This is a genomic window from Ktedonobacter racemifer DSM 44963 (genome assembly GCF_000178855.1).
GTDB lineage: Bacteria > Chloroflexota > Ktedonobacteria > Ktedonobacterales > Ktedonobacteraceae > Ktedonobacter > Ktedonobacter racemifer.
Map to the genome: position 1 here is coordinate 1,713,366 of NZ_ADVG01000004.1, position 26,030 is coordinate 1,739,395.

Genomic DNA, 26,030 nt, shown 5'->3' on the forward strand with positions numbered 1-26,030 from the left:
ATCGGATTAATGCGTTTTTGGGCATATTCTTTAGAGGTCCTACAGCGCACCGTGGTTACCTGGTTGTCGTTGGAATGCTCATCGTACATAATGGGAGAGTGAAAGATCATCCGGTATGTTGGATGAACGAATGTACCTGTTAGTGAGCCGAATGGAAGGTTACCTTTCTTATGGGAAAACAGGATATTCTTGCAGCAGATGGACGGCGTAGAGAAGACCTCGCGCTTATTACTGGGCGTGCCCATTACGTCGATGATATACGCCTGCCGGAGGGGCGACCGGCGCCCCTGCATATGGCGGTTGTACGCAGCATCTATGCCCATGCCAAGCTTGGGCAGATAGACGTGGAGGCGGCGAGAGCGCTACAGGGAGTCGTGGGAGCATTTACAGGGGAGGAGCTGGTGCGCGATATGCCCATCCTCGAACCCGTGCCTATGCCAGGCCTGAAGAAGCCGCAGCGGCGCCCCATGGCTCTGCAACGAGTGCGCTATGCAGGTGATCCCGTGGCGGTCGTGCTCGCAGAGAGTCCAGCCCTTGCAGCCGATGCGCGCGACCTGGTCGATATCAGCTATGAACCCCTGCCAGTCGTAAGTGATCCCGAGGAGGCACTCGCCCCGGATGCTCCCCTGCTCTATGAAGAATTTGGCTCAAACATCGTCGTGCAGACGCACGCCAGCGGGGGGGATATCGAGGCTGCCTTTGCCCAGGCTGAGCATACCACACGCTTTCGCGTTGTGAACCAGCGTATTGCCCCCAGCTCGCTTGAGCCACGTGGATGCTTATTTGACTTTGATCCTGCAACGGGCGAGCTAACGGCCTGGTTATCTTCACAGTCCATCTACCGTGCCAGAGATACCCTGGCGCATTTCCTGCACATCGCACGCGAGAAGATTCATGTGTATAATGCCGAGGTGGGGGGAGGCTTTGGCTCCAAGGCGGGTTTTGTGGGCGAGGAACTGGTTGCTGCCGCGCTCGCCGTCAGGTATGGACGATCAGTGAAATGGATTGAGAGCCGCAGCGAGAATTTGCAGGCGCAGACGCAGGGGAGAGGGCAGATCAATTACATCGAAGCCGCCTTCCAAAGCGATGGTCGCTTGCTTGGATTGCGCGTGCGTACGGTGGCGGACCTGGGGGCTTTTCTCTCCGCGATTACCGCCATGGTTCCGCATGGCACGGCCTATTTGCTGAGTGGACCCTACCAGGTACAGGCTATTGATGTACAGATGGTTGGCGTCTACACCAACAAGGTCGCTACCGCTCCTTATCGAGGTGCGGGCCGACCCGAGGCGGCATACATCCTGGAACGCACACTGGATCGCATCGCACATATCTTAAAGCTCGATCCCGCCGAGGTGCGCCAGCGGAACTTCATCGCCGCGAACGACTTTCCTCATCGGACAGTCATGGGCATGAGCTATGAGAGCGGCAACTACCAGTCTGGCCTGGAGCGCTTGCTGACCTTCGCAGACTACACTGGTTGGCGTACGAAGCAGCGCGAGCAGCGCTCCCAGGGTGAGAGCAAGCACCTATTAGGCATCGGGCTGGCGACCTTCATCGAAAACTCTGGCGGGAGCATGGGACCGATCAGGCCTGGTATTCCCCAGGAGGCCGCCACGGTACGCATTCGGTCTGATGGTACGATCCTGGTGCAGAGTGGCGTGGCCTCCAACGGCCAGGGACACTTCACGGCCTTCGCCCAGGTTGTGGCGAAAGAGCTGAATATGCCTATGTCGCACGTTGAAGTCCAGATGAACGATGCCTCTCTGCCCGCCTTTGGCATTGGTACCTTTGGCAGTCGTACCACTCAGACCTCCGGCTCGGCGGTGCTGCTCGCTGCTCAGGCTGTACGTGAGAAGGCCTTGCAGGTGGCGGCACGGATGCTGGAGGCTTCTTCACAGGACCTGGTGCTGGAAGATGGACAGGTGATGGTACAGGGCGTCCCGGCACGCGTGTTGAGTTTGGGTGAACTGGCAAGGATGGTTGAGGCACAGCCTGAGCTGATCGAGCATGAGGCTCCTAATCCCGTGAACGGCGCTCCTATCGAGGGCCTGGCTGCCTGGCGTGATTTTGTCTCGCCTGAGTCGACCTTCTCCTCGGGCGCGCACCTGGCGGTCGTCGAGATCGATACTGAGACGGGCGAGGTAAAGCTGGAGGCATATGTCGCGGTCGACGACTGTGGGCGCGTGCTCAACGAATTCCTGGCAGAGGCCCAGGTCCATGGCGGTGTTGCCCAGGGAATTGGCCAAGCCCTCTATGAGGAAACGCTCTATGACCAGGAGGGACAGTTCCTCACCAGTACCTTCATGGACTACGCCATGCCCTTCGCGCGGGGCGTACCCGAGATACAAGCCGCCTTTGTCGAGACACCCTCGCCCCGCAATCCTCTGGGCGTGAAGGGTGTTGGAGAAGGCGGCACCATTGGCGCGCCCCCGGCGGTCGTCAACGCCGTTCTGGACGCCCTGGAGCCGCTAGGTATTCAGAACATCGATATGCCCATTAAACCTGAGCGGGTCTGGAGCCTGATCCAGTCCACGCGTCAGGGGGCCTTAAAGGAAACAGATCCTGTGCTCCCCTCAGTCTTCCAGGCAGAGGTCAAGGCTTCCAACGAAACTCCCGAATTCGGTTGATATTCTATTATGCCCAGGGATGTGATGTGGCGGATGGCCGAAGGCCATCCGCCACATCACATCCCTGGGCATAGTGAACTATACTTAACGCTGTTGCGCTCGTAGTCTGGCGAGACGTTCGTTATCCTGCTGGAGCCTGGCTTCAGCGCGGGTAAGCAGTATTTCGATCTGCTCTTGAGGCCAGATGACGACTCCATCGTCGTCCGCGATGACCAGGTCGCCATCGCGAACGACAGTTTCTTCAAAGGTGATGCGGCCGCCCACGACCGCTGGACCGTCCTTACGTGAGGCAGTAGGGGTCACCCCACGGCACCATACGCGAAATACTTCAAGTGCTCTAATCTCCCTGGAATCACGGACCAGGCCATCCGTAATCAGGCCTGCGAGTCCTGCGTTCTGCATTTCGAGCGCGAGCAGGTCGCCCACAGTCGCTGTCCGCGAGGCATGCCCACCCGCGACGACAAGCACTGTTCCCGGCTCAGGTGGCGCTTCCAGCACTTTGCGAATGGCCAGGTTATCATCCTGGCTCATCAGCGCGACATAGGCCGGGCCAACGACGCGTGAACCCGGTAACAGCGGGAGAATATAGTTGGGAAGGACACCCTTGCCTTCACTTGCGTCAGATGCTAGTGTGGCCGAGAGCCACTCTGGATACTCTCTCATATGCTTTCTTTGCCTTTCCCTAATTAGTAGCGAAATAAGGCGATATGCAGAAGATGCATATCGCCTCCCACCTACCACACCACCTATCCGTTAGTATACTTGCGATTGCCCCGAGATGTCCTCCCGGGTGGACCACATCATATAACATAGCGAGTGCCGCAGGCGCGAGAATTAGTTGCCTCGCTGCATCCGTTCGACAATCAAGGTCATCACATGGCTGACCGCCAGGGCGACCTCTACATCTTCCTGCACCTGAAAGTCTTCGAGCGTGGGGCTGTGGAGTGCAATAATGCCAAAGAGGTGTGATCCCATCAGGAGCGGTAAGAGAAGGGTTTGCTTCATACCTGGAGCCAGGTTTTGCAGCAGAGCGGGAAGCTGTGATGTCTGGAAGAGAGATGTTTCCTCTTGCTGGAGATGTATCAGCAGTGGCATGTCTTCCAGCGATTTCCCCATGAACTGATGCACCAGGCGTTGCTCCTCTGGCTCATCCAACCCCAGACAGAGTAGATCCATGACCGGTCACGTTGGCATCTAGAAGGAGAATGCTTGCAAGTGTGGTGTGGAAGAGTTGACATTGTAGAGCTGTGATTTGCTTCAAGCTCTCACGTTGTTGTCTAAGCTGATTGGTATCAGGCCTCTCGGTTGCTTCTAGCGCAATGACATGCGCAAGCTCCAGAAACATATTGAGACGATCATAGGTCTGGCGCTCAAGCGCGCGCTGCCGAGTCACATCGCGATAGACGAGGACGGCCCAGCGAATACGCCTCTGTTCGTCGTAAATGTGAGTGCCACTCACATTAAGGAGGCGGTCCTGACCATCCAGCGAATGAATGAAGATGTCGAGCGTGTTCTCCCCTGTCAGGGACTCGCCCGCGAAGATACGCGCCAGTGGCGTCTGTTCTATCAGCAGGTGCTGCCCTTCCACAGAGCGAACTTGCAGCAGCGCGAAACGTTCTTCGTGCGAGAGAGCGAGGAAACGCGGATGATGTTCAATCAAAAAGAGATTTCAACGGTTCTCAAAAAGAGAAGAGAATGTAGGCAAAGCGTGGCAATATGCCCATAAAGTACCTTCTCATAGGCATATGCGAAAAAATGTTCTATACTAGAAGAAAGAAGGGGTTTTGACGTCTATCAGGAGCGGTGGGCAATGATTCGCGCGCATAAGATACGCCTCCATCCAACTGAAGAGCAGAAACGCTATTTTGTCAGAGCTGCAGGTGTTTCTCGATTTACATGGAACTGGGCACTGGCAGAATGGAACCGACAGTATCAAGCGGGCGAGAACCCAACCGCCTTGAAATTGAAGAAGCAATTCAACCAGATCCGACGGCAAGAGTACCCTTGGACCTGGGAGGTCACGAAGAATGCCTCCGATCAGCCGTTCCTCGATCTGGCAAAAGCCTGGGCCGCTTATTTTGACGGTTTGAAAAAGGGAAAAAAGACAGGTCGGCCCACCTTCAAGAGCAAGAAGAAAAGCAAACTGAGCTTTTATCTCGCCAATGATCAATTCGAGCTTGGGGACCATCGGATCTGGATCCCCAAGCTCGGCTGGGTGAATATGGCAGAGAACTTGCGCTTTGTGGGCAACGTGACAGGTGCGCGCATCACCAAAACGGCAGACTGGTGGTTTGTCTCGATTCAGGTCGAACTTCCAGATGCGATCCCGGCGAAGAAACTGGCTGCGTGTGGCATCGACGTCGGACTGAACCGACTGGCAACCTTGAGTACGGGAGAGGAAGTCGAGAACCAAGCCTTCCTCAAAACCGCGCTCAAAAAGCTACGTCAGGCCAACAAGCGGCTCCATCGCCGCAAACTGGGCTCGAAAAACCGGGAGAAAGCACGCAGGCAGGTTGCACGCCTGCACTACCGAATCACCTGCATGAGAGATGATGTGCTCCACAAGCTGACGACCCGGCTCGCGAACTGCTACGGGATCATTGGCATTGAAGACCTCAACCTCAAGGGATTGCTCAAGAATCGTAAGCTCGCTCGTTCGTTCTCGGATGCGTCATTAGGCAAACTCTTGAACGTGCTGAAGGCGAAGGTGGAGCAACGAGGTGGGCACGTCATCAAGGTCAACCGTTTCTTTGCTTCCAGTAAAACCTGTCACGGTTGCGGCTGGAAGTGGGAAGACATGCAGCTCTCAGATCGGATGTTTCTCTGTCAGAACCCTCACTGCGCGTATGCTCAATTCGAGCAGGATAGAGATTATAATGCCTCTCTGAATATCCTGGCGGAAGCCCTCCGCTTGATCGGGCTCATTGATCAAGCCGTCTCCGGTACTGGCTCGGACGAAGACGGAAACTTGGCTGTGGACGCGGGGTAAGACCAAAAACGTGCCGGTCACGTTGAGGCACCTACGGATGAAGCAGCAACAACGAACGATGTGAGAGAGCTATGCTCGCATACGTTTTCCTACATTTATCGGAGCAGGTCATGAAAAGCCATATTGGCCCAGAGGAGAAAGCCCTCCTCATTGAAGACCGCCAGATCATCGATCAGCGTTTCGATGATCTGGAAGAGAGAAGGCGAGAATGGCAAGGCGGTATCTGTGGTGGCGGCAGAAGAGTTTGACGAAGCAGGCATGTCTCTCACTACACCCGAATCTGCTCTGCCAAAGTTGTTATAGAGACTTTTCGGCGTGAAAGAATCTATTGGTGGTAACATAAACTCAGGCTTTTGGGGGGAGAAGGTACGCTGGTTATTCTGAAGCATATTCACACACCATTTCATCTAGCTACATTTTAAATTGTCTACCAACATATTTGAATACATGAGCTTACGCATACTACTATAACATAGATGTGTGGAAAGGTGTCAATAGCGTAAAAACGTATAAAAGCGACCTAGATAATAAGAAGAGCATGATTTTAACCCTTGTTACACCTTTGTGATACATTGCAATACAATGTACGAAAGTGAAAGCAGGCAGGTGGTCAATATCGACCACCTGCCCGTTTGTATTTGGAATGAATTATGTACCGGATGTCAGGCGGGAGAGGTTTCGCCTGTTTCCGCGAGTTCGATGTGCTCCGTCTCGTCGTCGTGACGCAAGAAATCTGCCTCGCGGGCCTCGCGACCTACGGCAGTAAAGATAATGACCGCCAGGAAGGCGCCTACTGAGAAGTAAGCCAGCGCCAGTTGATAGTTGGGGAGCTTCTCCGTTCCCAAGGCATTGGCTGTAATGCCCTCGATGAAGACGATCCAGGAGGCGAAGAGATTGCCGAGCTGGTAGGCGAAGCCCGGGAAGGTGCCACGTACATCTGTGGGCGAGAGCTCATTCAGGTGAGCAGGGATAATACCCCAGGCACCCTGGACCATAAACTGTAACAAGAAGGCGCCAATTGACAGTGAAACGGCCGTTCCCACTAGCGGTATCTGAATTAGGCCCTGTCCAGAGCGGGATCATAATGATACCCAGGATGCTGGCAATGATAATGGCGCGCCTGCGACCCCAGGACTGAGAGAAGGCCCCAAACAGCGTGCCTCCAATAATCGCCCCAATATTAGAGATAATCGTAATGGTGGAGGCCTGTCCAGGACTGAAATGCAGTTGAGCCTTCAAGAAAGTTGGCAAGTTATCCTGAGTGCCATGAGAGAGACTATTAAAGGCCGTCATCAGGAAAATGACATAGAAGAAGACGAGCCAGTGGCTCTTAATGGCCTTCCAGATACTTTGCCACATCCCGATGCCACGCGAGCGTAGCGACTCCTGGCGTTGTGTCCAGACCTCGGATTCGGTGACGCTCAGGCGAATATAGACTACCAGGAGGGCGGGCAACGCGCCTACAATAAAGAGGCCGCGCCAGCCAATAATGGGAAAGAGCACCCCATAGGCAAGGGCCGCCAGCAGATAGCCAAAGGCATAGCCTTGCTGGAGAATACCAGAGTAGAGGCCGCGTGAGCTCGTTGGCAGCGACTCCATAGCCAGCGAGGAGCCGAGACCCCATTCACCGCCCATACCAATGCCAAAGAGAATGCGCAAGACAAGAAACGTAATATAGTTGGGAGAGAAGGCCGTGAGGAGCTCCAGGGCTGAATAGAGCAGAATATCGATCATAAGCGGAGTGCGGCGTCCAAAACGTTCAGCTAGTAAACCAAAGATGAGGGCGCCCAGCGGGCGCATCGCCAGAGTTAGGGTCACGGTCAGCAGGATGGCGGTAACCCCAAGGTGAAACTCTTTGGCAATCTCGGTCGCAGTCAATGAGACGAGGAAGAAATCAAAGGCATCAAGGGTCCAACCGAGAAAGCTTGCGATAAAGATGTTACGTTGATTCCTGTTCAAGGAGGTAGCGACGCTGCTCAAGGTAGAGTACTCCTTTACTGTAAACTCATCCTTAACGAATAGTATGTGCGTGTGCCGCCATATATAAATTGGGGAACGGTGAATTACACTATATCACTTTTTGCTTAAAATGTGTTAGAACTAACTTATTGAAATAAGTCAAAGATAAAGGCCAGCAGGCCCTTTAACTAGCCCCAAATGTAAATTACTTCTAGTTGATGATGTGATGGCTGCCAGGGAGCATCCATCACATCATCAACTAACGCGAGTGCCGCAGGCGCGAGAGGTCAAGCATAGAATGTGCATTTGGTGTAGCCTCCTTCTTTCTCAAGGTTGTGTAACGGACCACGAATGGGAGGCCGCTTAGGGAGACGTTGAAGTCACCTGGTACAAAGGTACTTTCTCTCTTGTCATGTGCTGGGGGAGGAGTATAATACGCCTGTTTACAGGATCTTGACGAAAGGGCAAGTCGTTCCAAAGAAGGGTGATTTTAGAGATATAATTTGTGGTCGATAGTATAAATTAGTGAGGATCGCAAGAGTTATTTCGCGAAGACCACATAGGAAATGCTACCCCCCTTTAGGCATTGAAGCAGTCAGTTTAGTGTTCTTATATATGAGACATGGTGCAGGCCTATTATCCCTTTCATCTCATCCTTCAGAGAGTGGCACATGTCTGCATACTTCTTCTCCGAACACCCTGAGCGCAAAGCGCTAGACACGCCAGTGGCGTTGGGTTTCGGAATAAGATCATAGAGCAAAGCAACAGAGATAGTCAACAAGTAGAAAACTTGTGAAAATAAAGGAGAAATCGTATATGCCTACGCTTGAGAAGTTCTGTGAGCACGACCTGGTTATGTGGCACTATCGCCAGGGTCAGAAAAATGTTCCAGCCCCCGCCGTGGTTATTCGCCAGGAGGCAGATGGTGTGGTCATCCGCGTCAAGGTTGAGGGCAGCGTCAAGCAGGTCGTTGTCGCTCCCGAGCAACTCTCGCATCGCTAAGAGCGATACAAAAGAAACGTCGATCATGTGTCATAATTACATGATCGACGTTCCTTTTTTTTAATAGAGGAGTAAGGTTGTCAGTGAAGGCGTGAGCGCCTTCACTGACAACCTTACTCCTCTATATTTTCCTCTGCTCTAGAAGGTGGTTTCCAGAGGGCTGTACTCGCCCTGCCAGAGGCGCTGCATCTCCGTGCTGGTCGCCAGGAGGTGCTCAAGTGTGCCTTCTGCCTCGAGTTGACCATCCTTGAGGACGAGAATATGGTCGGCGCGGCGCAGGACGGAGCGTCGGTGAGAGACCGCCAGGACCGTCTTATCTCTCTGTGCGAAGATGCGCTCCCAGAGTAGGGCCTCGGTCTCAATGTCCAGCGCGCTGGAGAGATCGTCCACCACCAGGAGTTCGGCGGGACGCACAAACATACGTGCTGCGGCGGAGCGCTGGATCTGGCCCCCAGAGAGACGCACGCCCCTGGGACCGATCACGGTATCCAGTCCCTCGGCCATCTCCGCGATATCAGGCTCCAATACCGCCAGCTCAAGCGCTTGCTTCAGGTTCGCCTCACTATCCTCCATACCAAGCAGGATGTTTTCGCGCAGGCTATCGCTAAACATGTGCGGCACCTGCGAGGTATAGGCGCTGTGTGGAGGCACGAAGAAGGACCCTGGCCGCTCCACGCGTGTCGCGTTCCAATATATATCGCCTGCCTCTTTCGGCAATAGCCCCAACAATACCTGCAAGAGGGTCGTCTTGCCCGAGCCAATCTCGCCAGTAACGACCGTGAACGATCCCCGTGTTAGCGAGAAGCTGATGTCACGAATACCATGCTCAGCGTCGGGATAGCGGTAGCCAAGTCCTTCAACTTTCAATTCCTGGAGCCTATCCTCCCTGATAGGAGGCGGCGCGGGCAAGGCTGGAAGTGGTCCGCGCATATACAGCGGACTCACCTCAACCAGTTTGGATGCAGGTGCTCCTTGCATCAGCGTAAGCAGACGTTCGACAGAGATATCTGCCTGTTTGTATGCTGTCAGCATGCGGCCAAAGTGCGCTGTAAACTCTGTAATCCAGCCCAGGTAGTAGACAAAAAGCGCGAAGTCGCCCACGGTAAAAGACCCATTATGCATCACCTGCCCAGCCAGCAACAGGATCACGCCTGTACCTATGCTCACAGTATTGGAGAAGGTCGATTGAAGCACCTGGTCAAGCAGCTTGTCGCGTACCGTCATCGTCAGGCGGACCTGGTTGAGCCGCTGAAAGTGTGTAATGCTCTTCTGCTCGGCATTTGCGATCTGTACCGCCTGTACCGCGCCAAAGAGCTCGCCCAGGAAGCCTGTCACATCGCCAGTGGCCCTACGGTTATCGCCGCGCCGCTTCTTGATCTGCTGGCCCGCGATATTCACGCAGGCCACGATAATGATCAGGGGTAGGTAAACGAACAAGGTAATAAAAGGGCTGATCTTGAGCATGATAACAAAGGCTATGCCCACAAAGAGAATCAGGGCAATCAGGTCGTTAAAGCCCATCAAAAAGGAACTAATCTCGTCCACATCATCGCGTAGGCGACTGATAGCCTCGCCCGAGGACGCAGGCAGCGCCCGAGCACCTGGCAGTTGCAGAACCCAGGCGAAAATGTTTTTCTGGAGCAGGGCCGCGCTGGTATACATGAAGGGCGAGTTCGTTAGCTGGCAGCCTGCGAGAAAGGTCAGACGCCCCAGGCCTGAGACCAGGAAGAGCGCGGCTATGGACCAGAGGAGTTGCTCATTCAAGCTATGGACTGTTAAGCTATCAAAGAAACGCTGTGAGATCAGACCTGGAATCATCTCGAAGACAAAGACCAGCACGATAAAGAGACAGTTGAGCAGGTAATACCAGGGCTGGAAGCGAATCAGGTGCCAGAAAAAGCGCCAGGCTTTCATTGTAGAACCTCCTCATGGGCGGCGTGTAGCAGATGTGAGAAGTAGGAGTCCGAATCGGAGGCGAGCTGAAGACGGGAGCCATACTCGCGGATGCCTCCATCGTCGAGCACCATGATGCTATCGGCTCGCTGAACCGTACTCAGGCGATGCGCGATAATAATCGCCGTTCGCCCCTGGAGCAGGGTATCAATGGCGCGCTCCAGAAGCCGCTCAGTAGCTGGGTCCAGGCGCGAAGAGGCCTCGTCCAGGATAATGACGGCAGGATCTTTAAGGAAGACACGCGCAAAGGCCAGGAGCTGAGCCTCACCAGCGGATAGGCCACCTCCGTTCGTCGCCAGAATCGTGTCCAAGCCGTCCTCCAGTTCATCATACCAGTCGCGGAGTCCGAGCGTCTCCAGAGCCTGGAGGATGCGCTGGTCATCGATACTCTGGTCGAAGAAGGTCAGGTTGTCGCGGACGCTGGCATGAAAGAGCTGGACATCCTGCGTGACCATGCCGATCATATCGCGCAGGTCGGCTCTCCTGGCGGCGCGCAGCTCCTGGCCGCCCAGGCGGATTGTTCCCTTGACCGGGTCGTAGAGGCGGAAGAGAAGGCGGGTAATAGTCGTTTTGCCGCTGCCCGTTCGCCCCAGCAGCCCCAGTACTTCTCCAGCCTCTATATGGAAGTCCAGGTCGCGCACGACCATGTCTTCCTCGCCGTAGCCGAAGACGACATGCTCAAACTCGATGTCGAGCGCACCTTTGGGAAAAGCCACGCCGGGGCCATCCTCAAGCTCGCTCTGCACTTGAAGTAACTCGCGGATGCGCACAAAGCCAGCGCTGGCCTTCTGGAAGTCATCGAGCTGATCGGTTATGGCTTGAATAGGTTGAAAGATGAGCTGCGTGTAGTAGAAAATCAGAAAGGCCATACCCAGCGTCATCTCACCACGCTGGTAGAACCAGGTGATGACCAGGAAGGCGACCATGGTTCCCAGCAGAGAGGTGAGAATAGGCATGGTCCAGACAGCGACCGACATAACCCTGGCTGAACGCGCGGTACGGAAGCGCTGGCGTGTATAGCTGTAGAGGCGGCGCAAAACGTAACCCTGCGCTCCACTGGAGCGAATATCCTCTGTTCCATGCAGCCGCTCTTCAAGAAAGCCATACAGTTCGGCGCTGGCCTGGCGAAAAGTCTTCCAGCGCGTCACCGCGACATTGCGCACGCTATTAATCAACAGTAGCGCTACGATAGTGAAAAGTGCGAGCGCAAGCCCGGCGCGCCAATCCTGAAAGAGCATTACTATGAGAACGCCAACGAGCAGCAGCAGGTTACCCAGCACCTTGATGACAAACTGAGAGAAGAAATTTGCCAGGGCTGTCACATCGCCATCCACGCGCTCGATCAGTTCACCCGGAGTATGCTTTTTATGGAAACCCATGTCCAGGGTTACCAGGTGGAGAGCCAGGTCAACGCGTAGTGCGTTGGTCGCTGTCCAGCCCACGCGCTCGCTATAGTAGGTCGCGACAATCTTCACCGCCTGTTGTAGGAGCGCGACTACTATAAAGAGCAAGGCGATTCCAAGCACAGGTGTCTGAATGGTAGTCGCTGTAATCGTGTCGATAAAAATACGTAGAAGCTGCGGATTGACGAGCTGGAGCGCGATATCGCCGCAAAGCAAGAGCGCCAGTAACACCACCAATCGCCCTTGTGGAGCAAGGTAGGTTGCCAGCAGATGGCGATAGTCTTTGAAATGCATGATGGTCCCTTCTATTGTGGATGTATATACCCGGCGAGTGTCCAGTGGTAAAACGCTAGAACAAACGAGCGCAAGACAGGACAGAAAAAAACAGTAGCAAAGCTAGAGGATGGGACAGCATCCCGCGGAGCATACAGAGAAGATGTGAGTGGAAAGGAACCGCGGGCGTTGACCATCCTGTGCCCACGGTCTGTGTAGAGCGTCTATGTGCCTGGAGAAGTACTTCCGTCAAGTGTAGAGGCAGCATAAAAAGGGCAGAGTGAGGCCTTGGGCAAGTTAAAACTGCCGGTATTACGAGTTGTTACCAGGTCTGGCAGCCATACCCTAGAAGCCATGAACACGCTCCCTCTGCGGTTATAGTAAAGCAATCAATACATTTGAGCTTTTCTAGTTTACCTCAAGAAAGGCCCCAAAGTCAAGGCCTGTAGAAGCGGCAAACAGGGCCTTCCCTTTCCCTCTGACATCTGCTTCGGCTCGCAAGCTCGCCTCAGGGGAAGGGGGTTGTGATGGCTGGCTCTGCCAGCCATCACAACCCCCTTCCCCTGAGCACCGCAGGCGCGAAAGGGAACTTTTGGCGCGCACAATCCGTCACCTTGAATGGAACAATGGCGTATCGACATGTGACAAAGCATCGCTAGCACCCATATGCAGAGTGCTTGCTTGTGTGAAATGCTCAGGAGAGTTCTTAGATGAGAATGAAAACACTGCCAGTTAGGCATGGAGTGCGCGTTAGCATTATCGCCTCATTGCTTGGTCTCTTTATCCTGGCTATGAGTGGCTGTGGGAGTGCCAGCGGAGGCTCTACCAGTGATAACCCTTCTAGCACCAATGCGGTCACGCAAACGGTAGTACCTTCTGCCTCTGCTACTAGTGCCTCGAAGGCTCCAACCGCACTTGCAACCTCGACCACGCCCGGCACAAAGGCGATCTTGAATTGCGGAACGATCAGAATATCCGCGACGCCGATTGCGGTAGATGCAAAAACTCGCGATGCGAAAGAGTGTTTCTGGCATGCCTATCAACAGTGCCAGGCTGCGACCCTGACGGTGAACTTTACGGGAGTAGATACGATTACAAGGCGTATCCTTACGCTCTCCCAGGGCACGCCCTGTCATGTGACAGAGGTAGTACAGCACTCAATAGTGCCTCAGCCAGTCAAAACAACTGGCAACTATAGCTGCGGCAGTATTGATCGGACGTCCCAGGCGCTGGTGATCAAGACCTGTGGCAAAGATGGAGACATCACTATCCCCTTGAGTTAAGCCGCAGTAGACGCGCCAGGCTGGAAGATCAACGCTCTTCCAGCCTGGCGCTCTTCTCTATGAGTAGTCTTATATAAGACTTTGTCTTATGGAAGATGGGAGGAGAATTAGCAAGGCCGTCTAGTGGTCTAGATGACTTGACAATGAAACGAAAAGCGGATACAGTTACTATTAGGCTTTCTCATTTGGGAGTACGCGCATATCCTGTAAGAATCCGTCCACCATACGTTATGCTTCAGGGATGTATGCAGCATAATATACGGTCTTCTAGACCATCGGACGTAAGATTTATAAGCAGGCGCCGCGCGTACGAATGTGTCCTGGTGAGTTTTTGCTAGTGCTTTTTATATTGGCAAAGCGTTTTTATGCGGGAGGGAAACCCAATGAAGCGTCATGCACCAACCCGATTCCTCGCAGTGGTCTGTATCGTGTTTACCCTGGTTATGTCCTTTGTCGTCACACACGCTACTCAGGCCCAGTTCTCCCCTACGAAGGCTCAAGCCGCCACCCTGGCCTCGAGCAACAAGATCAATGCCGCCTATTTTACCCAGTGGGGCATCTACCAGCGTAACTACAACGTCAAAAATATTGTGACGAATGGTACTGCCTCAAAGTTGAATGCCTTGATGTATGCCTTTGCGAACATCAACAGTAGCTATCAATGTTATTCAGGCGATACCTACGCCGATTATCAGAAGACATTTACCGCTGACCAGGCGGTGAATGGGGTCGCCGATACCTGGAATCAGCCTCTGGCAGGCAACTTTAACCAACTCAAGGAGCTCAAGGCGCTCTACCCCAACATCAAAATCTTTATCTCTATTGGTGGTTGGACCTGGTCCACCAATTTCTCTGCCGCTGCCTCGCCACAAAACGTCTCTGCGTTTGTACACTCCTGCATTGATCAGTATATCCTGGGCAACCAGGCTGGCGCGGGAACGATGGCGGGTATCTTTGACGGTATCGACATTGACTGGGAGTATCCCAATGATCCAGGGAATGGGAATCCTCATGGTCCCCAGGATACGCAGAACTATACCAATCTGCTCAAGGAGTTTCGCACCCAGCTGGACCAGGCTGGCGCTCAGTCGGGAAAGCATTACCTGCTGACAGTTGCCGCTCCTGCTGGTCAGGATAAGTATCAGAATATTCAGCTCAACCAGATTGGTCAGTATCTGGATTGGGTCGACCTCATGACCTATGATATGCATGGAGCATGGAACGCGACTGGCCCAACCGATTTCAACGCGCCCCTGTATGCCGATCCCGCCGATCCATCGGCTCCTCCTGCGAACTCGTACAGTATTGATCATGCCGTAACGGACTATCTTGCGGCCGGTATTCCCGCCAGCAAAATTGTCATGGGCATGCCTATCTATGGGCGTGGCTGGACGAATGTTCCTAATGTCAACAACGGCCTCTACCAGAGCAGCTCCTCGATGCAGGCGGCTCCAGGTACCTATGAGGCGGGTATCGAGGACTACAAGGTGCTCAAGAACCTGACGGGGTATACCAGCTACCGCAATCCGGTGACCCAGGTTAACTGGGTGTACAACGGCACAACCTTCTGGAGCTATGACGATCTCACTACCGTCGCGACCAAGACGAATTATATCAATAGCAAGGGTCTGGGCGGTGCCTTCTCCTGGTCGCTGGATGGCGATGATACCTCAGGGAGCTTTGTGAATGCCGTCTATAGTGGCCTGGGGAACTCTGGCGGTGGTAGCACGCCAACGCCAACGCCGACCAATACACCGACGAAGACGCCAACTCCAAGCCCAACTAACACGCCAACGCCCACGCCAACTAATACACCGACCCCAACACCTACAAACACGCCAACCCCAACCCCGACGCCAGTTCCAGGTAATCTGGTAACCAATCCCGGTTTCGAGAGTGGCACCCTCTCTGGCTGGAGCTGCGATAGTAACGACATGGTGGTCTCCTCGCCTGTGCATGGTGGTACTCATGCCTTGCAGGTGACGCCAACCAGCTCAACGACGGGTGAGTGCGACCAGACGATTACGGTCCAACCCAATCATACGTACACTCTGTCGGCCTATGTGAATGGTTCCTATGCCTACATCGGCGTTCAGGGTGGAAGCTCGAACTGGACCAGTAGTAGCAGTTACACGCAACTGAGCGTAACCTTTACGACTGGCGCCTCCCAGACGAGCGCGACCATCTATATACATGGATGGTATGCCCAGGGCAACGTCTACGCAGACGATTTCTCATTGCAATAAATCAACCTCAACAATGTGGTGTGGAGCGCACTGGCAGCCTGCGGCTGCCAGTGCGCTCCACACCACATTGTTGAGGTTGATTAGTTTCCATAGGTGATGACCATGGGTGGTGGGTTGAGCGCCAGGACATCTTTGGTAGGCATGATGCCCGTCTTGGCCTCAATTTTATAGAAGATCTTAAAGCCGCCGTAGCGAAAGTTATGGTAGTGCTGCATATCGTTGCCGACCCACTCGTTATACTGCTGCTTCTTCTCCTCTTTGTCTCCGGGAAAGCCACCAACGCTATCGACATGAATTACCATGTCAACCAGTGGGCTGGAGTGCAGGTTGCGCTTATCGGCGATCTCCGCCTCTCCGGCGTCATAGGGATTACTCGCGCTCTCGCCATCCCCGCGATACTGGTGGATGATGAGGATCTTCCGCGGGATGTGATACTTCTGGGGAAGCGCGGCGACGGCGTCGATAATTGGATTCAGGTCGCTGGACCGCACATTGCTCAGATTTGTGCCCGGAATACCATCGTGGCGAGGAAACATCCATTCCGGGTCAATTGCCATATGCACAAAGGGATATTGCTCCAGGTAGGGCAGGAAGGACGAGACCTCCTTCATGACGGGAGCCTGGCCGATGTTTAGATCGAGAAATAAGAGCAGGTTGTTGCGCTGACAGAAATCGACGTATGTACGTAATGTGTCGTCGTCGACGTGATGACTATAGGTGTTATCTGGTCCTGGATAGGAATCGGGCACGCTCACGACGAGATCAATGCCCAGTTGAACGGGATGAGCCGGATCTAGCTGCTCATAGACTGCTCCCTGTTGCTTTAGATGGTCGAGCATCGCCTGGTTAACTACATAAGCAGGCCCGGTTGGCTCCGCGCCTGGTACGGCATAGAAGGCCACCACACGATGGGTAGGCAATACCGCTCCCACACTGGGATCAAAGGGGATGGGAGTGGGAGTGGGACCTGGCTTCGAGACGGTATGCGTCGTTCCCGCATGAGGAGAGGATGGGGAAGCCTTGTCTATCAGTAAATAATCTTGCCATAGAGGTAGAGTGACGAGCGCGACGAGAACCGCCAGGATACCAGCGAGTGTGAGTCCAATCGGCAGGTACCTGTTGCGGTGGGCAGGTTTTTGCGGCGCTCCAGGTAAGAGTAACGTAGTCTGTTCAACCTCTGATTGCTTGACTTCAGGCTGTTCAAGTGATGCTTGATCCATTGCTATCTTAATCCTTTATAAGGAACTGTTGTGGTTAAATAGTAATTGTCCCCTTATATTGAACAATGTTTGCGCACACGATTTCATCTCTTCTGGTACTTTCTTCGCTTTTTCTCTAAGCTCTTCCATTTATTCTACGGGATTACAACAGGGCTTTTTCAATCTAGAGGAAATGAGAGAATATCTCTTAGCCTTCGTGCCTGTCTCTTGATTTATTGCCGACACTTGGTTTATACTCATGAAGAAGAACTTTGAAGAAATATGTAAATTGTTCATAAGAAAGTAGCTAGCGATGACGCAGAAGCGAGAAGCTGCCACAGGGCCTGCCGAGCTTTCCAAACAACAGCTTCGGGCTGAGCGGATTTTGGATGCCGCAGGCGAACTGCTGTTGCGCTGGGGCTATAAGCGCCTCACCATCGACGATATAGCCAGGCAGGCAGAAGTGGGTAGCGGTACCATTTATCTGCACTGGAAGACGCGCGAGGCTTTATTTGAAACGCTGATGTTGCGTGAATGTATCGCTATATGGCGTGAGCTGCAGCAGAGGATGCTCGCTGACCCGGAAGAAGCCCTGTTGCATCGGATGATGCGCGCAATGCTGCTAATTGTCATGAGTCGCCCTTTGGCGAGAGCTTTCTTTGTTGGTGATCGTGACCTGTTGGGGAAGATGGCTCAAAGCGAGGTTTCGCGCCAGATGGGGAAGATAGCTCCTTCACAGGACTTTATTCGCCTGCTGTGTGATCTTGGTTTGATGCGGACGGATATGGAGATTACCAGCCTGGTGTATGCTTTCAGCGCGACGATTACTGGCTTCTGTCTTGTAGATCCTTTGTTGACGGAAGATGAGCAGATAGCGCTGGAGGTGAAAGGGGATGCCCTTGCTCGCGTCGTCCAACTCGCTTTTGCACCTGAGTTAGAGCCATCGCATGCAACCTTGCGGACAACAGTAGTTCCGACTGTGAGCCAATTGTTGGAACAGGTCTGTGCTTACTGTGAGCAGCAGATACAAGAACGTATGCTTTAGCGGATTGGTGTGCCGGGAAGCCTGGTCGGCAAGTTCCTGTCTACATTTGTATGCAGGATGAGTAATGAATGGATGCTTATCAGTGTATCCATTGCTATAATATATGTGCCTGGCAAGGATACAGGCGCAGGAGGTATCCCATGGCAACTACCATGGCATCTCGACATGCCATTCCAGGACCCCGCTCTCTACCTTTATTGAGCTGGCGTGGCGGTATGCTCAAGCTCTATCAACGCCCTTTCTCCTTTTTGCGTGATTTGCATGCAACTTATGGAGATGTGGTGACGTTGGCACAGGGTACGTCTACTTACGTCTGTGCCTTTGGACCCGACCTAAACTTCCAGGTGCTAAGTAATCCACAACTATTCCAGGCAGGTGGGGATGTCTCGGTGACGAAGTTCCGGCAGGATACCGCCTTTGGTAAGCTGATGTCCCAGAACCTGATGCAAATGGATGGGGAGAAGCATAGGCAGCATCGGCGCTTGATGCAGCCGGCCTTTCATCGTCAGCAGATTGCCGCTTATCACCAGGATATGATGTCACTTACGCAACAGTTACTGGAGAGCTGGCGGGAGCAGACACAGATCAACGTCCATCGCGAGATGCAGGATCTGACCTTGCGCATCGCAGTCAAGACGCTCTTTGGCGTGTATGATGAAGAGGAACTCCAGCACGTTGGTACGCTCCTGCGCGACATGACTCGTTCTATGCTTCTGACTATGGCGCTACCCTATGATATCCCTGGCACTCCCTACCATCGGGTATTGCGCCTATCGGAAGAGCTGACTGCTTTTATGCGTGCGACGATTGCGCGGAAGCGTGCTCATAATGAGGAAGCTGATGTGCTCTCGGCGCTGATTCACGCGCATGACGAGGAGGGGGCCACGCTAAGCGATGATGAGTTGATTGGTCACGCCTTTGCCTTATTTGTCGCTGGGCACGAGACCACGGCGAACGCGCTTAGCTGGATCCTTCTTCTCCTGAGTCAGCATCCCCAGGTGTGTGCGGAATTGCTTGAAGAGCTTGATGGCGCCTTGCAGGGGAGCGTACCAACCCTTGAACAGCTGAGCCAATTGTCTTTGCTAGATGGTGTAATCAAAGAGAGCCTGCGCCTATTTCCTCCAGCTGCGATAGGCATTCGCATCGCCAGTGAGGCATGTGACCTTGGCGGGTACGCTCTACCTAAGGGTACCAATGTCGTATATAGTGAGTTTCTCACGCACCGTCTACCAGAGCTATACACCAATCCAGATCATTTTCTCCCAAAGCGTTGGGCTTCGCTGACACGCTCGCCATACGAGTATCTACCGTTTAGCGCGGGGCGGCATATGTGCATCGGGTTGAGTTTTGCTACGCAGGAGATGAAGGTGGTGCTGGCAATGCTGCTGCAACGCTACCGCCTGGAGCCTGTACCCAATGCCAAGATCTCGACGCAACTCTCGATGCGCCCAGTGCCAGGCATACCCATGCATGTCTTTCCGCAGGACCGTAGCTTTAAGCGTGTACCGGTGCGGGGAACTATCCATCAGCTCGTTGAGCTACCAAAGGCATAAGCGTTAGGGCGCGCAGATGCAGAAGGGGCCAGAGTTTTACCTCTGGGCCCTTCTGTTTGTCTATGTCACATCCTTAACGGGTCATGTTACCTTTGTCGGCGGCTCCGGCGTTGGCGCGGGCCGCTTCGCGGTGTTGTGCCATCTCCTCCACTGTACGAGTGTGTAGGCGTGCCGCGCCCTGTGTCTCGTGTAGGTGAACGCGTTTCCCGGAGTGTTCAAGCTCCGCGAGCCGCTGTTGCGCCTGGGGAATAGCTTCTTGATACTGGGGGAGCCACCTGGCCTGGGCGACCAGCATCTCATCGGTCATCTGCCAGACTTCTTCAGGATTGCAGACCGCGCCCACCAATGGATCATGCAGCATAGCCTGTTTGAGCAGGGTCACATCGCCATGTACAGCGGCCTGCATTCCCATTTCCTGCACACGCACACTGGCTGAGCAGGTTGCCGCGCAAGCCAGGGGCAGGTCGCCGATGACAGGCATATGGATGCCAGTTTTATCCACATAGCCAGGGATTTCAATGGTGCAGCTATCTGGTAGGTTGGTGATGTGGTGCTGATTAGGGATGTTGAAGTGACCACGATAGATGCGCCCGGTCTCCAGGGCTTCAATGATGTATGAGCCATGCTCCTCGCTGCGTTTATCTGGCGTGAAGATGGCGGGTGGCTCCTGCATCCAGTTGGGGAAGTCGGTCTCAAACCAGTTGCGTCCCTCGGTGCAGACGCGTAAGTAGCCGCCGGTCTCGCCATTGATCCAGCTTGAGAGATCAATCCATTGCTCGATCTCCTCGGGACGCTTGCGATACCAGGGCAGATACTCGCTCAGGTGCCCATTAGACTCTGTGCTATAGTAGCCGAAACGGCGCAGGACATCGATACGCACCTTTTCCGTGGTCGGGAAGGTTGGATGCTGCTCAAACAGCTCCAGTAGTTGCGGCAACATATCGCGCCCACGCCACTGGACCTTGATAAACCAGGTCTGGTGGTTGATGCCTGCGGCGATGACCTCCACATCCCGTCGATGGAGTTTTGCCTCTGGATCCAGCAAGCCTTCGCGTTTGGCCCAATGCTCGATAACGCTGGTGATCTGCCAGTGCGCGCCCTGCACACCATGACAGAGACCAATCGTGGGCACGCCACCATAGGTGTTACACGCCCAGACATTCATTGCCATTGGATTGGCATAGTTGAGCAGGATAGCCCCTGGTCTGGCCATTTCGCGAATATCTTTGCAGAAATCTAGTAGCGCGGGAATGGTGCGCTGGGCATACATGATGCCGCCGGCACAGATAGTATCGCCCACGCATTGATCGACCCCATACTTCAAAGGAATATCAATATCGGTCTGGAAGGCCTCCAGTCCACCCTGGCGAATGGTACAGAGTACATAATTGGCATCTGCCAGGGCCTGGCGACGATCAAGGGTGGGTTGAATGGTCGCGGGCAATTTGTTGGCTTCGATATCGCGCTGGCACAGCTTTGTGACCATATCCAGGTTATGCTGGGAAATATCGGTAAAGGCAAAGGTGGTATCAGCCAGCTCGGGTACGGTCAAGATATCGCGGACCAGCGTCCGGGTGAAGCCAATGGAACCAGCTCCAATGATGGCGACGTTGATTGGCATCGCAGGCATCCTTTCAGGTAAGTGGTGCAGTATATTGCTACTGTGCTTACTGTAACACGCCATAAGAAGTGCCTTCAAGGTCAGAATGTTCCCTCGTGTCTGACACTTCCCGGGAGGCTGCTTACGCTTTCGTCAGAATAGCCACATCATAGGCTTCCAGCGGAAGTGTTTCTGCAACCTCCCGGTCGCGTAGCAAGTCACGATAGCGGTTGCCTGGTGGGAGCGCGACCTGAGTGAGTGTGTCCTGGTGGTTGAGTAAGAAAAGCAACTGGCCCTGAGCGTTTTGGCGAAGTGTAGCCTCGACCCCTGGGGGTGTGGTGAGCACCGGGTGGATCTGCTGCTCCTGGAGGATTCGCCCATAGAAATCATCCAGGAAGCGCGACTCCGGCTCACTCCCGATATAGTAGGCAGCTCCAGCTCCGACGTTGTGGCGAGTGAGCACTGGCGTGCCAGCGTAGAAATCGTCGCCATAGGTCGCGAGTGTGGTGGCCCCTTCACAGTGAGTGATGGCGCAGAGGTGGCCGCAGGTATAGCTCTCGCCACTGTCGTGCAGCACAATCCGGTTGTGCTGTTCAGGATGGAGCGCGTCAATCTCTTCATTCCATATACCAAGGACCTCACGCAGTGGTCCGGGATAACCGTTCTCGAAGGCGAGGTCACACTCGTCAACCATACCGCTGAAGTACGTCGTAACGAGGGTACCTCCCTGCCTGACAAACTCGCGTATGCGCTCGGCTACGCCTGGTTTGAGCATATAGAGCATGGGTGCGATCAGGACGCGATAGCGGCTAAAGTCTGAGTCACTGAAGACGATATCGACCGGCACATTGCGTTTCCAGAATGTGGCATAGTGCTGGCGTACTGTCGCCACATAACGCTTATCGCGCACCGGCCCGATGCTGGCCTCCATGGCCCACCAGTTGTTCCAATCGAACATGATCGCGACCTCCGATGGCGTGATGCCGCCCAGGGTACGATCTCGCAGGCGCAGGAGTTCCTCTCCCAGTTGACGTACTTCGCGGAAGACGCGGGTATCACTACGTCCACTGTGCTCAATTATGGCGCCGTGCATTTTTTCGCACTCGCCGCGACTGCGCCGCCACTGGAAGTACATCACCGCCTCCGCGCCGTGTGCCACCGCCAGGTAACTCCACAGGCGCAGGACGCCGGGTCGCTTGAGGCTATTGTATTCCTGCCAGTTCTGGCTGCTGGGCGTTTGCTCCATCAGCAAGAAAGGTTGGCCATCGCGTAACCCACGCATAAAATCATGAGCGAAAGCGATGTCGGAAGGCTGATCGTGTGCGCTGGGGTAGCAGTCCCAGGCAATCACATCGACTTCTTTAGCCCAGGCGCGGTAATCCAGTTCGGGATAGGTATTCATCATGTTGGTCGTGATGGGCAGGTGCGGCGAGTAGACGCGAATGGCGTCGCGCTCGGCTTTATAGCATTCCAGCATCATCTCGCTCTGGAAACGCTTGTAATCGATCACCAGCGCGTGGTTCGAGCGTTCTCCATTGGCATACGGCGGCTCGATCTGCGACCAGTCAGTGTAGGTATGGCTCCAGAACGCTGTCCACCATCTTTGGTTCAAGACATCCAGATTTGCGTAACGCTGCTGGAGCCATACGCGAAAGGCTGCCGCACAGACATCGCAGTAGCAGGCGCCAGCATATTCATTCGAGACATGCCAGGCAATGACGGCGGGGTGCTGGTGAAAGCGTTCCGCCAGCTTGCGCGCCATCTGTGCAGCCAGGCGGCGATAATTAGCTGAGCATGGACAATAGTTGACACGCCAGCCATGATGCCAACGTACGCCGGTTTCCCCGGCGCGCAAGACGTCGGGATAGCGCTGCGACATCCAGGCTGGTTGTGCCGCACTTGGTGTGGCCAGGCAGACGAAGCGTCCCGCAGCAGCCAGATTGTCCAGGATGGTATCGAGCCACTCGAAGGTAAAACGATCCTCTTCAGGCTGAAGCGAAACCCAGCTAAATACGCCCAATGTTGCAACCTCAAAGTGGCACTCCTGCATGAGCCGGATATCTTCGCCCCAGATAGCCCGTGGCCATTGCTCTGGATTATAGTCTCCCCCGTGCCAGATAAAGGGCGCGCGTGAATTCAAAGGAGAAAATGATTGCATCAAACTCTCATTTCGTTGTTTCTCAGGAATCGACCTCAAACACTTAGCTTTACTAGAATAGTACCATCCTCAGCCCGCACCCAGGTATTTTGTGGCTGCTGTTCCTCTGGCGATACTTCCTTGCGTGCTTGGGTATTATTGAGCAACACCTCGGCAACGAGCGCATTCCCAGCCAGGGGAAGTAGACGCAGAGTAAGCTGACGTTTGGCCCCTGCAAGGCTGATACGCAACCGGCTGTCCTCCAACTCGGCGGTGATGTGTGTCAGGCCATCTGTATCATGCAACTCAAATGTTCCTCGTTCCAGCAGGTAAGCCTCGACCGTGATATCCACAAAAGGTTCATCGGCAGTGAACGAGACAGGTTCGGTAGTTGGAAGGAGCGCGTTAGCCCGCACATAAAGGGGAAGGGTTTCTAGCGGCGCTTGCACCCGGATCGTACGAGGGCCAGTGAATGTTTCGCGTGTCCAGTAATCAATCCAACTGCCTTCAGGCAGGTAGACCGTGCGCTCCCCGCTGAGATTGTAGATAGGGGCTACCAACAGCTCCTCGCCGAGCATATATTGCAAATCCATCGTGTGGGTTGAGGGATCATCCGGGAATTCGAGCACCATTGGCCGCATAATGGGCAGACTGGTTCGCGCGGCTATACACGCATAGGTATAGAGATATGGCAGCAGGCGGTAGCGCAGGCGAGCGTAGGTGCGAAAGAGCTCCAGTCCCCGCGGACCAAAATCCCAGGGAAGGCGGGTAGAATTGCCATGGGCCCGGATTAATGGCGAGAAAAAGCCAAACTGCGCCCAGCGGACATAGAGTTCTGTCGAAGGATGGCCGGTGAAGCCGCCTACATCGTGACTCCAGAAAGCATGCCCACATATAGCCATGCTCAGTCCGCCACGTATGGTCGCGGCCATGGCGGGAAAGGTGCTATTGACGTCGCCACTCCACTGGGCTGCATGGCGTTGCCCGCCCGCGTACGTGGAGCGTGCCCAGACCAATCCAGCGTGGCCTGTAACCTCCTCGGTCACTTGTGCGACAATGTCGTTGTACAGCAGCGAGTAGAGATTATGGAGTTGCTCGCCCTTGATGCCACTATAAGCTACCGCGTCGTTAGGAATGCCTTCGCCAAAATCCGTCTTATACACGTCGGCGCCAAGGCGAAGCGGTTTGCGCAGCAGCTCTTTAAACCAGGCGATGGCCTCGGGGTTGGTGACATCGATGATGCCAACTGGCGGGTGGAAGCCTCCCCAGATATCGACCACGTATGTTTTGCCTTGCGCATTCTTGAGAAAATATCCCTTCTCATCCCCTCTGGTAAAATGCTCGCTCTCGATGCCAATATATGGATGCATCCAGAGACACACCTTGAAGCCCATCGATTTAAGCTCAGCCAGCAGACCAGCGGGATCAGGGAATAGCTCGCTATCCCATAATAGCTCCGACCAGCGGCCAAAACGCTGCCAGTAGCAGTCCAGGTGTAAGACATCACAGGGAATCTCGTGCTTACGAATCAGTCGGGCCCGGCGCAGTACCTCTTCAGCACTATCGCGTTGAAACCCCGAGGAGATCCAGGTACCCAGAGACCACTTAGGCGGCAGAACGGGAAAACTTACCAGCGAGCCATATCTGGTAACGATGCTCTTGAGATCGGGCCCGGCTATCACATAGTAGTCAAGCGCGCTGTCCCGGCTAATGATGCTGTAAGTCGCCGTGTTGCTTGCCACCATGTCAAAATCCACCGCACTCGTGGTATCGACGAAAACACCATACTTGCGTGTACTCACGACAAACGGCACATTTTTGTAGGAGCGCTCGCTAAATGCACCACCGCAATCGATATTCCAGGTCGTAATGCGTTGCCCGCGTTTATCGAAATCAGTGAATTTCTCACCAAAGCCAAAGAAGTGTTCATCTGGCTCAGCGGTAAAGCTATCGTGGAACGCGACACGATGACCATTTATCTTGCTCAGGCCAAAGGGTAGCACGGTCAATTTCATGCGTACATTGGTAACTTCGCTGTAATTTTGCGAAAGCAGGAGGCGACCATCAGCGTCACAAAAAGTGAGATGAAAAGGTTGAAGGGCGACCTCTATACGCAACGATGGCGTTTGCAAGTAAACGTACCCCTCGGAATGCGTTATAGTCACTTTGCACTCGTCTGCCGGAAAGTCGCGCGCCAGGCGTATACGCGCGGGATCGCTCTCCTCATTCTCCAGCAGCACTCGCGCGATGCCATCGGCTACCAGGGCGAGCGTGACAGTGACGTTTTCTCCGCTACATGTCTGGCCCTGTAGCACAATTCCTCGCGCATGCTGTTCTTTGACCTCTGCCTGAACAAGGAAATCTGGCCCTCCCTGGTCCTCCGCCTCGCGCACAGGAAGATGGGGCGGCTCAGTCATATACACATTGTACGGGAGCAATGGAACCTGATCAGCCATAAGAATCTACTCCTTCCATATCAGTGAAATACTTTGTTGAAAGATAACACATCAAGTCATGTGCACATGGAAATGACAGAATGCTATGTTTTTTGTTTTGGACAGGGCTATTGAATTCTCTTCTGCTTCTTGCCTCGGTTCGCTACGCTCACTTTGGGGGTAAGGGATCTGCGTGGGAAATGGCTTCGCCATTTCCCACGCAGATCCCTTACCCCCAAGCGCGGCGGGCGACGATGACGCAACATCATACAGTGTCTGAGTTGAAAAAGGCGGAGCCTTTTTCAACTCAGACACCCTTACCCCTG

The 26,030-nt window shown here is 54.2% G+C and carries 17 protein-coding genes and 1 pseudogene; 7 read left to right on the plus strand and 11 right to left on the minus strand.

Annotated features, from left to right (window positions below):
* The first annotated feature begins 170 nt into the window (after positions 1-170).
* Positions 171-2,627 (plus strand): xanthine dehydrogenase family protein molybdopterin-binding subunit, encoded by a 2,457-nt coding sequence (locus KRAC_RS49165; protein WP_007920155.1) that lies wholly within the window; start codon positions 171-173, stop codon positions 2,625-2,627.
* Between the two features lie 84 nt (positions 2,628-2,711).
* Here the strand turns inward: KRAC_RS49165 and KRAC_RS49170 are convergent, their stop codons facing one another.
* The 3 genes from KRAC_RS49170 to KRAC_RS49180 all read right to left on the minus strand — a co-directional run bounded on the left by KRAC_RS49170 (position 2,712) and on the right by KRAC_RS49180 (position 4,287).
* Positions 2,712-3,290 (minus strand): RraA family protein, encoded by a 579-nt coding sequence (locus KRAC_RS49170; RefSeq protein ID WP_007920156.1) that lies wholly within the window; start codon positions 3,288-3,290, stop codon positions 2,712-2,714.
* 171 nt (positions 3,291-3,461) lie between these two features.
* Complete coding sequence (locus tag KRAC_RS49175) at positions 3,462-3,803, minus strand: hypothetical protein (RefSeq protein ID WP_007920157.1); 342 nt, start codon at positions 3,801-3,803, stop codon at positions 3,462-3,464.
* Positions 3,775-4,287 (minus strand): hypothetical protein, encoded by a 513-nt coding sequence (locus KRAC_RS49180; RefSeq protein ID WP_007920158.1) that lies wholly within the window; start codon positions 4,285-4,287, stop codon positions 3,775-3,777. The genes KRAC_RS49175 and KRAC_RS49180 overlap by 29 nt, the downstream gene beginning before the upstream one ends.
* 150 nt (positions 4,288-4,437) lie before the next feature.
* On the opposite strand from KRAC_RS49180, the gene KRAC_RS49185 reads away from it, so the two are divergent.
* Positions 4,438-5,616 (plus strand): RNA-guided endonuclease InsQ/TnpB family protein, encoded by a 1,179-nt coding sequence (locus tag KRAC_RS49185; RefSeq protein WP_007920159.1) that lies wholly within the window; start codon positions 4,438-4,440, stop codon positions 5,614-5,616.
* Positions 5,617-5,711: 95 nt separating this feature from the next.
* On the opposite strand, the gene KRAC_RS74155 is transcribed toward KRAC_RS49185, so the two are convergent.
* Positions 5,712-5,876 carry a hypothetical protein gene (locus tag KRAC_RS74155; RefSeq protein WP_169461047.1) on the minus strand — a complete coding sequence of 55 codons (165 nt, stop codon included), beginning with the start codon at positions 5,874-5,876 and terminating at the stop codon, positions 5,712-5,714.
* A 402-nt stretch (positions 5,877-6,278) separates the two neighbouring features.
* Positions 6,279-7,596: pseudogene (locus tag KRAC_RS49195) on the minus strand (MFS transporter).
* A gap of 795 nt (positions 7,597-8,391) precedes the next feature.
* Here KRAC_RS49195 and KRAC_RS49200 point away from each other — a divergent pair.
* Positions 8,392-8,577, plus strand: a complete 186-nt coding sequence (locus KRAC_RS49200) for a hypothetical protein (protein WP_007920161.1) — start codon at positions 8,392-8,394, stop codon at positions 8,575-8,577.
* 138 nt (positions 8,578-8,715) lie between these two features.
* On the opposite strand, the gene KRAC_RS49205 is transcribed toward KRAC_RS49200, so the two are convergent.
* Both KRAC_RS49205 and KRAC_RS49210 read right to left on the minus strand, forming a co-directional pair.
* Entirely contained in the window at positions 8,716-10,491 is a 1,776-nt protein-coding gene (locus KRAC_RS49205; RefSeq protein WP_007920162.1) for an ABC transporter ATP-binding protein, read from the minus strand.
* A complete protein-coding gene (locus KRAC_RS49210) occupies positions 10,488-12,227 on the minus strand; it encodes an ABC transporter ATP-binding protein (RefSeq protein ID WP_007920167.1) in 1,740 nt (579 codons plus the stop codon). The genes KRAC_RS49205 and KRAC_RS49210 overlap by 4 nt, the downstream gene beginning before the upstream one ends.
* Positions 12,228-12,916: 689 nt before the next feature.
* Between KRAC_RS49210 and KRAC_RS49215 the strand changes: the two genes are divergently transcribed.
* Positions 12,917-13,489, plus strand: coding sequence for a hypothetical protein (locus KRAC_RS49215; protein ID WP_007920178.1), 573 nt, complete (start codon positions 12,917-12,919; stop codon positions 13,487-13,489).
* Positions 13,490-13,872: 383 nt separating this feature from the next.
* Entirely contained in the window at positions 13,873-15,735 is a 1,863-nt protein-coding gene (locus tag KRAC_RS49220; RefSeq protein WP_007920180.1) for a glycosyl hydrolase family 18 protein, read from the plus strand.
* A gap of 80 nt (positions 15,736-15,815) precedes the next feature.
* Here the strand turns inward: KRAC_RS49220 and KRAC_RS49225 are convergent, their stop codons facing one another.
* On the minus strand, positions 15,816-16,955 hold the full coding sequence (locus KRAC_RS49225; protein WP_007920181.1) for a hypothetical protein: 1,140 nt from the start codon (positions 16,953-16,955) through the stop codon (positions 15,816-15,818).
* A gap of 292 nt (positions 16,956-17,247) precedes the next feature.
* Here KRAC_RS49225 and KRAC_RS49230 point away from each other — a divergent pair, with 292 nt between their 5' ends.
* Both KRAC_RS49230 and KRAC_RS49235 read left to right on the plus strand, forming a co-directional pair.
* Positions 17,248-17,979, plus strand: coding sequence for a TetR/AcrR family transcriptional regulator (locus KRAC_RS49230; RefSeq protein ID WP_007920183.1), 732 nt, complete (start codon positions 17,248-17,250; stop codon positions 17,977-17,979).
* Between the two features lie 140 nt (positions 17,980-18,119).
* Entirely contained in the window at positions 18,120-19,532 is a 1,413-nt protein-coding gene (locus KRAC_RS49235) for a cytochrome P450 (protein ID WP_007920185.1), read from the plus strand.
* A 73-nt stretch (positions 19,533-19,605) separates the two neighbouring features.
* On the opposite strand, the gene melA is transcribed toward KRAC_RS49235, so the two are convergent.
* From melA to yicI, 3 genes are all read right to left on the minus strand, one after another.
* Positions 19,606-21,153 carry an alpha-glucosidase/alpha-galactosidase gene (gene melA / locus KRAC_RS49240; RefSeq protein WP_007920187.1) on the minus strand — a complete coding sequence of 516 codons (1,548 nt, stop codon included), beginning with the start codon at positions 21,151-21,153 and terminating at the stop codon, positions 19,606-19,608.
* 121 nt (positions 21,154-21,274) lie between these two features.
* Positions 21,275-23,290 carry a beta-galactosidase gene (locus tag KRAC_RS49245; protein ID WP_007920188.1) on the minus strand — a complete coding sequence of 672 codons (2,016 nt, stop codon included), beginning with the start codon at positions 23,288-23,290 and terminating at the stop codon, positions 21,275-21,277.
* A 35-nt stretch (positions 23,291-23,325) separates the two neighbouring features.
* The gene (gene yicI, locus KRAC_RS49250; protein WP_007920190.1) at positions 23,326-25,725 is read right to left on the minus strand and encodes an alpha-xylosidase; all 2,400 of its coding nucleotides are present in this window, start codon (positions 25,723-25,725) and stop codon (positions 23,326-23,328) included.
* Positions 25,726-26,030 lie beyond the last annotated feature (305 nt).

What these genes read in the sequence shown, in the direction of transcription:
- KRAC_RS49165 (WP_007920155.1), top strand. Translation starts at nt 171, where the DNA reads ATGGGAAAACAGGATATTCTTGCAGCAGATGGACGGCGTAGAGAAGAC.
- KRAC_RS49170 (WP_007920156.1), bottom strand. Translation starts at nt 3,290, where the DNA reads ATGAGAGAGTATCCAGAGTGGCTCTCGGCCACACTAGCATCTGACGCA.
- KRAC_RS49175 (WP_007920157.1), bottom strand. Translation starts at nt 3,803, where the DNA reads ATGGATCTACTCTGTCTGGGGTTGGATGAGCCAGAGGAGCAACGCCTG.
- KRAC_RS49185 (WP_007920159.1), top strand. Translation starts at nt 4,438, where the DNA reads ATGATTCGCGCGCATAAGATACGCCTCCATCCAACTGAAGAGCAGAAA.
- KRAC_RS74155 (WP_169461047.1), bottom strand. Translation starts at nt 5,876, where the DNA reads ATGCCTGCTTCGTCAAACTCTTCTGCCGCCACCACAGATACCGCCTTG.
- KRAC_RS49200 (WP_007920161.1), top strand. Translation starts at nt 8,392, where the DNA reads ATGCCTACGCTTGAGAAGTTCTGTGAGCACGACCTGGTTATGTGGCAC.
- KRAC_RS49205 (WP_007920162.1), bottom strand. Translation starts at nt 10,491, where the DNA reads ATGAAAGCCTGGCGCTTTTTCTGGCACCTGATTCGCTTCCAGCCCTGG.
- KRAC_RS49210 (WP_007920167.1), bottom strand. Translation starts at nt 12,227, where the DNA reads ATGCATTTCAAAGACTATCGCCATCTGCTGGCAACCTACCTTGCTCCA.
- KRAC_RS49215 (WP_007920178.1), top strand. Translation starts at nt 12,917, where the DNA reads ATGAGAATGAAAACACTGCCAGTTAGGCATGGAGTGCGCGTTAGCATT.
- KRAC_RS49220 (WP_007920180.1), top strand. Translation starts at nt 13,873, where the DNA reads ATGAAGCGTCATGCACCAACCCGATTCCTCGCAGTGGTCTGTATCGTG.
- KRAC_RS49225 (WP_007920181.1), bottom strand. Translation starts at nt 16,955, where the DNA reads ATGGATCAAGCATCACTTGAACAGCCTGAAGTCAAGCAATCAGAGGTT.
- KRAC_RS49230 (WP_007920183.1), top strand. Translation starts at nt 17,248, where the DNA reads ATGACGCAGAAGCGAGAAGCTGCCACAGGGCCTGCCGAGCTTTCCAAA.
- KRAC_RS49235 (WP_007920185.1), top strand. Translation starts at nt 18,120, where the DNA reads ATGGCAACTACCATGGCATCTCGACATGCCATTCCAGGACCCCGCTCT.
- melA (WP_007920187.1), bottom strand. Translation starts at nt 21,153, where the DNA reads ATGCCAATCAACGTCGCCATCATTGGAGCTGGTTCCATTGGCTTCACC.
- KRAC_RS49245 (WP_007920188.1), bottom strand. Translation starts at nt 23,290, where the DNA reads ATGCAATCATTTTCTCCTTTGAATTCACGCGCGCCCTTTATCTGGCAC.
- yicI (WP_007920190.1), bottom strand. Translation starts at nt 25,725, where the DNA reads ATGGCTGATCAGGTTCCATTGCTCCCGTACAATGTGTATATGACTGAG.